Annotated in this window: 7 protein-coding genes; 3 read left to right on the top strand and 4 right to left on the bottom strand. The window is 69.3% G+C overall.

Annotated elements, in window-relative coordinates; all coding sequences use genetic code 11:
• A partial coding sequence (eccCb, locus tag NK1_RS10695; protein ID WP_063905957.1) for a type VII secretion protein EccCb occupies positions 1–1,873 on the top strand: 1,873 nt, incomplete at its 5' end.
• 1 nt (position 1,874) lies between these two features.
• Here the strand turns inward: eccCb and NK1_RS10690 are convergent.
• Both NK1_RS10690 and NK1_RS10685 read right to left on the bottom strand, forming a co-directional pair.
• Positions 1,875–2,459, bottom strand: a complete 585-nt coding sequence (locus NK1_RS10690) for a GNAT family N-acetyltransferase (RefSeq protein WP_063008366.1) — start codon at positions 2,457–2,459, stop codon at positions 1,875–1,877.
• Positions 2,456–3,295 carry a GntR family transcriptional regulator gene (locus NK1_RS10685; protein WP_063008365.1) on the bottom strand — a complete coding sequence of 280 codons (840 nt, stop codon included), beginning with the start codon at positions 3,293–3,295 and terminating at the stop codon, positions 2,456–2,458. The genes NK1_RS10690 and NK1_RS10685 overlap by 4 nt, the downstream gene beginning before the upstream one ends.
• Positions 3,296–3,437: 142 nt before the next feature.
• Here NK1_RS10685 and NK1_RS10680 point away from each other — a divergent pair, with 142 nt between their 5' ends.
• On the top strand, positions 3,438–3,968 hold the full coding sequence (locus tag NK1_RS10680) for a DUF4254 domain-containing protein (RefSeq protein ID WP_374726727.1): 531 nt from the start codon (positions 3,438–3,440) through the stop codon (positions 3,966–3,968).
• A 6-nt stretch (positions 3,969–3,974) separates the two neighbouring features.
• Here NK1_RS10680 and NK1_RS10675 read toward each other — a convergent pair whose 3' ends face one another.
• Complete coding sequence (locus tag NK1_RS10675) at positions 3,975–4,484, bottom strand: hypothetical protein (RefSeq protein WP_157104198.1); 510 nt, start codon at positions 4,482–4,484, stop codon at positions 3,975–3,977.
• A 108-nt stretch (positions 4,485–4,592) separates the two neighbouring features.
• Here NK1_RS10675 and NK1_RS10670 point away from each other — a divergent pair, with 108 nt between their 5' ends.
• Positions 4,593–5,585, top strand: a complete 993-nt coding sequence (locus NK1_RS10670) for a GlxA family transcriptional regulator (RefSeq protein ID WP_063008363.1) — start codon at positions 4,593–4,595, stop codon at positions 5,583–5,585.
• A gap of 9 nt (positions 5,586–5,594) precedes the next feature.
• Here the strand turns inward: NK1_RS10670 and NK1_RS35635 are convergent, their stop codons facing one another.
• A complete protein-coding gene (locus NK1_RS35635) occupies positions 5,595–8,639 on the bottom strand; it encodes a MinD/ParA family ATP-binding protein (protein WP_245660430.1) in 3,045 nt (1,014 codons plus the stop codon).
• Between the last annotated feature and the right edge of the window lie 17 nt (positions 8,640–8,656).

Here is an 8,656-nt window from a genome sequence, read left to right as displayed (position 1 = left end):
GGCCGCGCCGGCGCGCGGGCCGCTGGGCCGGCCCGAACTTCCGCCGCCGCCCGGATCGCCCGAGGCGGAGCTGGAACTGCTGCCCGGCGCACCCGCCGATACGGTGCCCAAGACGCTGCTCAACGTGGTGGTGGACCGGTTACGCGGTCACGGCCGCCCGGCGCACGAGGTGTGGCTGCCGCCGCTGGACGAATCACCGTCGGTGGACATGTTGCTGCCCGATCCGGACTGGCGATCGCCGGTGAACCGGCACGGCCGGTTGTGGTGGCCGATCGGTGTCATCGACAAGCCGTACGAACAGCGCCGCGATGTGCTGATCGTCGATCTGTCGGCGGGACAGGGCAATCTGGCCGTGGTCGGCGGTCCGCAGTCCGGTAAGTCGACCACCCTGCGCTCGATCATCATGGCGGCCGCGGCCACCCACACGCCGGAGCAGGTGCAGTTCTACTGCCTGGACTTCGGTGGCGGCACGCTGGCGGGTCTGGCCGACATCCCGCACGTCGGCTCGGTGGCCGGGCGCATGGACATCGACCGGGTGCGCCGCACGGTCGCCGAGATGGTGACCCTGCTGCATCAGCGGGAGGAGCGCTTCCGCGAACTGGGCATCGAGTCGATCCACGAGTTCCGCCGCCGCAAAGCAGAACTGGCGCAGCGGAGCCCGGCCGAGCGGGCGGCGGACCCACTGTCGCAGGATCTGTTCGGTGACGTCTTCCTGGTGGTCGACGGCTGGGCGACCATCCGGGCCGAATTCGACGTGCTGGAACCGGCGTTCAACGCGCTGGCCGCGCAGGGCCTGTCCTACGGCATCCACCTGATGATCGGCGCCACCCGCTGGGGCGAGATCCGGCCGGCGGTCAAAGATCTCGTCGGTACCCGGCTGGAACTGCGTCTCGGTGACCCGAGCGACTCCGAAATGGACCGGCGCACGGCCGTTCTGGTGCCGGTGGGTCGCCCCGGCCGGGGTCTGACCCCGGAGAAGCTGCACATGCTGATCGCCCTGCCGCGACTGGACTCCAATTCCGATCCGGCGACTCTGTCCGACGGTATCGCGCTGGCGCGCAGCCAGTTCGACGAACTCTACGGCGACCGGCGCGCGCCCGCCGTCCGGATGCTGCCGCTGCGGGTGCCGCGCGAACAAGTGCTCGCCGAAGCGGCCGAACACGGCATCGAATGCAGCGCCACCCGGGTGGTCGTCGGTCTGGGCGAGAACGAATTGGCCCCACTGGTCATGGATTTCGAGGCGCAGCCGCATCTGATGGCCTTCGCCGACGTGGAGTGCGGCAAGACCACGCTGCTGCGCAACATCGTGCTCGGCATCACCGAGAATTCGACGGCCGAACAGGCGCGCGTCATCCTGATCGACTACCGGCGCACCATGCTCGGCGTCCTCGAGGGCCAGCAGCTCGCCGGCTATTCCACCTCGGGGCAGACGTCGTTCGACATGATCAAGGAGGTCGCCGCCTATCTGCGGCAACGGATTCCGGGTTCGGACATCACGCCGCAGCAGTTGCGCGACCGCAGCTGGTGGACCGGGCCGGAGATCTACATCGTGGTCGACGACTACGACATGGTCGCCACCGGTGCGGGCAATCCGCTCGAACCGCTGCTGGAATTCATTCCGCAGGCCCGCGATATCGGTATGCACCTTATCGTGGCACGGCGCTCCGGCGGCGCCTCCCGGGCGCTCTACGACAAGGTGCTGGGCATGATGAAGGACCTCTCGGTGGACGCGCTGCTGATGTCGGCGCCCAAGGACGAGGGCAAACTGCTCGGCGATGTGCGGTCGGCCAAGCTCGCACCCGGCCGGGGCACGCTCGTGTCCCGTGCCCGCGAGAACGAAATGGTGCAGGTGAGCTATCTGCCGCCGGTCTGAGTCAGGGCACCGGATCGCCCCGGTCCGCGTGCAGATGGCGTCGCACGATCGGTTCCGGTAAGCCCCAGCTGTCGGCGCGGCGTTCGAACAGCGCCGCCGACGGTCCGCTGACCGCCGGATTCGCGATGCGGGCCAGCTGAAATCCCGCCGAGCGGTAGTACCGGTGCAGCTCGGTATTCCTGGTCCAAGCGTCCAATCGCACCCAATCGCGTTGCCGGACAAGGGCCAGGCCCGCGGCATGGGCGAGCAATGCCCGGCCGACACCGTATCCGGCGAAGCGCAGATCGACGATCATGTAGTGCACGATCACCGCGTCGGCGATTTCCCGCCGCGACCACAGTCCGGGATCCGCGCGGTCGTTCACGGTGACGGTTCCCGCGAATTCGCCGGCGACCTCCGCGACCCAGGTCTCCCCGGCCGAGACCGACCGGCCGACCGCACGGGCAAACCGTTCGATCGGCAGCCCCCGACCCTGCCGGGTCCACTGGTCCGAGCCGCGTGCCGCAAGCCAGGCCGTGCGCTGGAGCCGTAGTCGGCAGATGGTGCCGAGGTCGGCCGAGCGGGCCTGGCGGATGCGGACGCTCATGGTGATCCGGGTACCAGCGAGTTACCGAAGGAGTGGGAGTTGCCCGGGGGATGCGGCGCCCCCAGGGTTTTGCGGATCAGCGCGGTGCCCTCGTCGTCACCGAGTTCGTAGGCCAGCCGGTTGCGTGCGGCCAGCGACCGCTGGCGAGTGACCCGCATGATGCGGGTGCTGCTGGCGCCGATGCGCAGATGATCGAGCAGCATGGTGCCGGCTCCGACACCCAGGACAGCGGCCTCGTCGGCACTCGCCGGGCGGGCCACGACCGTATCCCGATGGGCGGTTTCGGGATAGCCGCGCGCGGCCAGCCGCCGCGTCGTGCCCTCCGGAATGTCGTGCGGAGAATCGATTCCGGTGAGTTCGGCGAGGTCACGCGGGTAGTAGCTGACCTCCCACGACCACGGTTCGTTGTCGAGGTACTGCACCACGGTGCGCGAGACGACCCAGGAGTCCTTCGGCACGCCGAGCCAGTGCGCGACTTCCGTACCGGCCGGTTCCATCCGGGCGCTGAACTGCTTGGCCGGTTCACGCCCGGCGGCGCGGGCGATCTCGGAGAAGATGTCGTGTGCGGACTTGGGTCGGTCGCGTCGAATATGGTTGGTCACCACGGATTCCAGGACCTCCTGGCTGCGCACGATCGTGCCCCGGGAAGTCGCTGTGAACAGCAGGTTTTCGGCCACGAGCACCTGAATCGCGTTGCGTGCGGTGGTGATCGAGACATGCATCTGGTCGGCCAGCTCGTTGTGGCTGGGCAGGCGATCACCAGGTTTGTACGTGCCGTCGCGGATCGCCTCCCGTAGGACGTCGGCGATTCGCTGGTACCTCGGACCGGCGGCCATCTCGCTCCTCGGTTGTACCTTCAACGCGGGAAAGTCTACTCTGCTGGTCGACGGGGCAGTGTGACCCTTGACACACACATTCAGAGGTTTATTGTAATGAACGTCCTGACCATTGGTTGTACGGCGACGACGGCGAGGCAACGTGGCTGGTTTGGAGACGTCCCCGATGGTGGTCGTGGCATTGCCCGGCACACCACACACACCGACGGCTGTCGATTTCCCGGCGACCGAAGTTCTGCCGAGTTCGGATCTGTTGTTACGCGCGTGCCGGGGGCACCGCGTGATCGGCGGCCCGATCCTGTGGTTCGCGCGCGACCTGGCGGTGCTGTTCGAACGCCAGCTCGGCCGCGGCGGTTCCACCCCGGATCCGGACTCCGCGCTGATGATCGAAATCGGCAGACGGCGAATGGAATTGGTGATGGCGATCGACGACTGGATCGTCCGCGCCGTCCCGCAGCAGACCTCCGGCGCCACCCTGCACACCGAAACGATCGGCGCCGTCATCGACCGGCTGGCCGAGGCGTCGGTGCGCGCGCACCACGCGTTGATGACGCTCGACGCGAACGACGAAGTGCTGCACGGTGCCTGGCATCATCTCGCCGAATTGGCCGACGGCTACGACGATCTGGTGCGTGACGTCCTCGCCGGACGGCGTCGCCTGCCGACCTGGTGAGTCGGTCTAGTAGCTCAGCGATCGGCACGAACCCGCCATCCGCGGGGCGCGGCTGTGCCGCGACCGATCCGCCGGCAACGGCGCCGGATTCAGCCGGGTCACCCGCCGCGGTCGCGAGCCCCCGGCCAGTTCGGTGAAGCGAATCGTGTTCCAGCCGAACGGCATCAGGTGGACCGATTCACCGCGTTCCTCCAAGCGCTCGGTGAGCTCGGATACGACGTCCAGCGCATCCGCCAGGCCGGTGAGAACGTCCTCGTGTGCGCCGCGTCGATCGCTTCGCGCCCACGGAGCCACACCTTCGACCACGATGTAGCCGGCGTCGTCGTGTGCCGCAATGGTTTTCACGACCTCGACCGCCGCCGGAAGTGCCGCGGTATCACCCGGCTCGACCGCGACCTGCAGGACGAGGCAGTCCACGAACAACTTCCGGGCGCGCACCGCCGCCGGATCCAGCGCGACCGCGCACGGACCCGCCGTGGTGACCTCGTATTCGAAGAGGTGACACACACTGCTCACGATGCGCATCGTGCACCTCTGTTCGCCCACATCGTCATACGGCAACACTAGGCGGCGGATGCGCGCGATATCAGTGTCGTATCCGACGCATTCAGTACTGTTTGCGACATGGATATCGCGGTGTTCGTCGTGGACGGTGTCGGAGACCTCGGTCTCGCCGCTGTGCTGGAGGTCTTCAACACGGCGAACTCGCTCGTCGACGATCCGGAACTGGAGCCCGAACCGTGGCGCGTGCACACCGTCGCGCTCGGCGGCAGTGTCCGCTCCGGCCACGGCCATCTGATCCCGACCACACCGCTGGCCGAGGTTCCCGGCGACATCGGCCCGATCATCGTGCCCGCCGTGCTCGCGATGGACGCGGACGCGGTGGTCGACCTGATCGCCGCACCCGCCAACCGGCCGGTGCTGGAACGCATTTCGCAGGCGCACCGGGCGGGGACACCGTTGGCCGCCGCGTGCACCGGAACCTTCTTCCTCGCCGAGGCCGGGGTGCTCGACGGGCTGCCCGCGACGACGAGCTGGTGGCTCGGCCCGGCCTTCCGCCGCCGCTATCCGAACGTCGACCTGGACGAGGGACGCATCCTGTGCCGCTCCGGTCACATCGCGACAGCGGCGGCCGCCCTGGCCCATCTCGACCTCGCGTTGGCCACGGTGGCCGGTCGCAGTCCCGCCCAGGCCGAACGCGCGGCCCGGATGCTGTTGGCCGGCAGCGGAGGCGAGCAACGCGACTACATCGTTCCCCAGGTGATCGCGCGCGGGAATTCACTGGTCGCGGCCTTCGAACGCTGGGTGCGCGGACATATCGCCGAGCAGTTCCTGATCACCGACGCCGCCCGCGAACTCGGTGTCACCGTGCGCAGCCTGCAGCGTGCGACACAGGCCGAAATCGGGATGTCACCACGGGATTTCGTGAACGAAATCCGCCTCGAGCGCGCCACCCGGCTGTTGCGCACCACCAATGCCACCGTGGAGACGGTCGCCGCGCGGGTCGGCTATCTCAATGCCGGCACCCTGCGCGGACTGTTCCGGCGCCGCCGCGGCCGCACCATCGCAGAGGTCCGGGCGACGCCGATGGCCTGGCAGGACCGCGGTGTTCGGTAACCGCAGCGCTCAGTAACCGCCGAACCGCCGATGGTCGGTGGCGAAATCGTCGGCCACCGTCGCCGCCAGTTCCACCAGCGCACGCTTGGTGTTCTTGTGCAGCCGGGCCAGGTCGATCTCGGCGCCCTCGGCCAGATGCGGGTCGTAGGGGATGACGTGCACGGCGCGGCACCGGGCCAGGAAGTACTCGCGCAGATGCTGAATCGCCACATTCGGTGAGCCCTCGCGCGGCAGGTTGATCACCACGACGGCATTGCGCACCAGGTGATCGTGCCCGTGCAGCGAGAGCCAGTCCAGCGTCGCGGCCGCGCTACGGGCGCCGTCGATCGCCGACGACGAGATCAGCACCAGCGAATGCGCCAGATCCAGCACACCCGCCATCGCCGAATGCATCAGTCCGGTGCCGCAATCGGTGAGGATGATGTTGTAGAACCGCTGCAGCACGCGCAGCACCTGGCGGTACTCGTCCTCGCTGAACGATTCCGACGCCGCCGGGTCACGTTCGCTGGCGAGTACTTCCAGCCGGCTGGTGGCCTGCGAGGTGTGCCGGCGCACATCGCCGTAACTGCGAATCTGCTGATCCAGCAACAGGTCCCGCACCGTGGACCGGGTCTGCAGCGGCACCCGCTGCGACAGTGTGCCGAAGTCCGGGTTGGCGTCGACGGCGATCACGCGGTCACCGCGGATGGAGGCGAAGATCGAGCCGATGCCCATGGTGGTGGTGGTCTTGCCGACACCGCCCTTCAGGGACAGGGTGGCGATCCGGTAGTCGCCACGCACCGGCTGCCGGATGCGCGCCACCAGTTCCTGCAGGCGCAGCTCCTCCGCTGACATACCCGGATTGATGGCGCCACCCGACATGTGGTGCACCGCGCGCCGCCAGCCTGAGCCGGGCGCCTTCTTCGCCCGGCGCATCGGGACATCCTCCAGTGAGGGCGTCACGCCGTTCGGCGGGTACTGCTGCGGCGGCTGACCCTGCTGGAACTGCTGATACTGCGCCTGCGCCTGCGCCTGCGCCTGCGCCTGCGGGGCCTGCGGATTGGGGGCGTGCTGAAACTGCTCGGGCGAACCGGCCTGCTGCCCCGGCATATACGGATTCGGCTGGGCGTACTGCTGCGGCTGGGAATACTGATCCGCCTGTCGTGCGGCCCACTGCTGTTCGGGACCGGTCGCCGGACCCGGCACCTGTGGCGGCGGTTGCGGTGCGCTGTGCCACTGTGCGTCCGGGGCCGCCTGCGGAATCCGAGGCTGCGACACGCCCTGAGGACCGGCGACCATCGTCGATTCGGCATTCGGAGCCTGCGGCGTGGGGCCGGAATGTGCTGTGTGCGTACCGAATTCCGCAGCGGGCGGCTGCTGATACTGCGGTGTCTGTGGCACCGCGCCGTACTGCGGGCCCGCGGCGTGGGGCGTCTGCGGCCGCGCTTCGGACTGCGCTGGTGCCGCGTCGGCGCCGTTCCACGCGGCGGCACCCCTGTCCGGCCCGGGCCGCACGGGGAGTTCCTGTGCCGCCACCGGCTCGGAGGCGAGCCGATGCCGCCCGCTCCACTGTTGCCCCGCCGAACCGGCCGCACCGGTGTCCGCGTTACCGGCGCCGTAGAACCCGACACCGCCGACCACCGACGACGCACCCGAATCACTCTCCGGCGCATGGGTTCCCACCGTCGGCGGAAGGGGAGGCCGTGTACCGGAAGTCGAATCGCTACCGGCCGCGAAGGCATCCCACGTGCCGCCACCATGCCCCGTATCGTCCGCTGCGACGGGCAGATCCGCGCCAGAGGTATTCGATACCGCGGTCTCGCCGGGCGCGCCCGAATCCCCGGGCGGTCGATGCGCGACCGACGCCTCCGCAGCGTCGTCGAGCCGGGGTGCGGATTCGCCCGACGCGGGCGAGGGCTCCGTCGCACGGCCGAGCCACGCGGGTGCCTCCTCCGCGACGCCCGAAGTGTCGGCGTTCGCCTTCTCGGCTGGACCACTCGCGTCCGGGGCCGACCCGACAGGGCTGCTCGCCGATCCAACCCTGTTCGCGTCCGACGACGCACTCTCATATCCCTCCGGCACGCCCAGGCGCGGCGGTGGACCGGAACGGGTCGGGGGAGCCGGATCCGGCCATTCGGGCAGCGGCGGTGGAGTGGGTGCCGACTGCTGGGGCGGCGGCGGCAGGTTGGGCCGACGCGTCACCCGCACGGTCATCTCCGCGTCCGCGCCGTCGGCGGCCGGGACAGCAGCGCTCGGCAGGTGTTGCGGTGCAGGCGGAATCGGCGGCCGGGCAGGAGTCTGTGGCGGTGCCGCCGGAATCTCGCCGGACAGCGGCTCGGCGGGCTGCGGGACGACCGGGCCGGACGCCTGCTCAGGACGTGGTGCGGGAGCCTGCGGCACCGGAGCGGGATTCGGCTGTGCGGTGGCGGGCGGCCGGCCGAAGTCGTGGCGCGACGGCGCCGCGGAGGTGGACGACGAATCCGCGGTCGGCGGCTGTGCGGGAAGGTGCGGCGTATCCCGCATCGGCGCGGGCGGCGTCGAAGGCGACGAGTTCCACGGCCCAGGCGGCTGCGTCGGGGGCTGCTGCGGCTGCATGGGTGGTTGCGGCTGTACCGGCGGCTGCGGGAATTGATTCTGTTGCTGCGCACGGAAGTCGGCCGGGATCACACCTTGGACGCCGTCCGGACGGTAGCTCTCAGGCGTGTGCTGCTGCCACGGCAAAGATTCGGAACCCTGAGAACCGTTGCCGCGCAACAACTCCGGCCCCGGCTGCGCATCGCCCTGCGGCCGGACGGTATCGGGCGGCCCCCACGAGGGCGACCCCTCATCGGCGGCCGGCTCGGCGTCTGTCTTGTCCTTGCGGCGGGATTTCCGCCACTTCCGGTCGGACTCCTTCTTGTCGGATTCCGCCCGGTCGTCGGATTTGCGGGAGAACAACCGTCGCGGACCGTTGTCCTCCGGGATGTACTCCTCGTGCGGAAGGTTCTCGACCGGCGCTTCGTACCCCGTCTGCGTGACATCGCTCTCCGACAGCCACGGGGGCAGCATGGGCAGATCGTTGTTGTTGCGACTCACGGCAGTACCTCACCGCG

The sequence above is a fragment of the Nocardia kruczakiae NBRC 101016 genome, from assembly GCF_001612965.1.
Classification (GTDB): domain Bacteria; phylum Actinomycetota; class Actinomycetes; order Mycobacteriales; family Mycobacteriaceae; genus Nocardia; species Nocardia kruczakiae.
The sequence above is the reverse complement of the archived record's forward strand: the minus strand, read 5'-3'. Positions and strand labels throughout refer to the sequence as shown.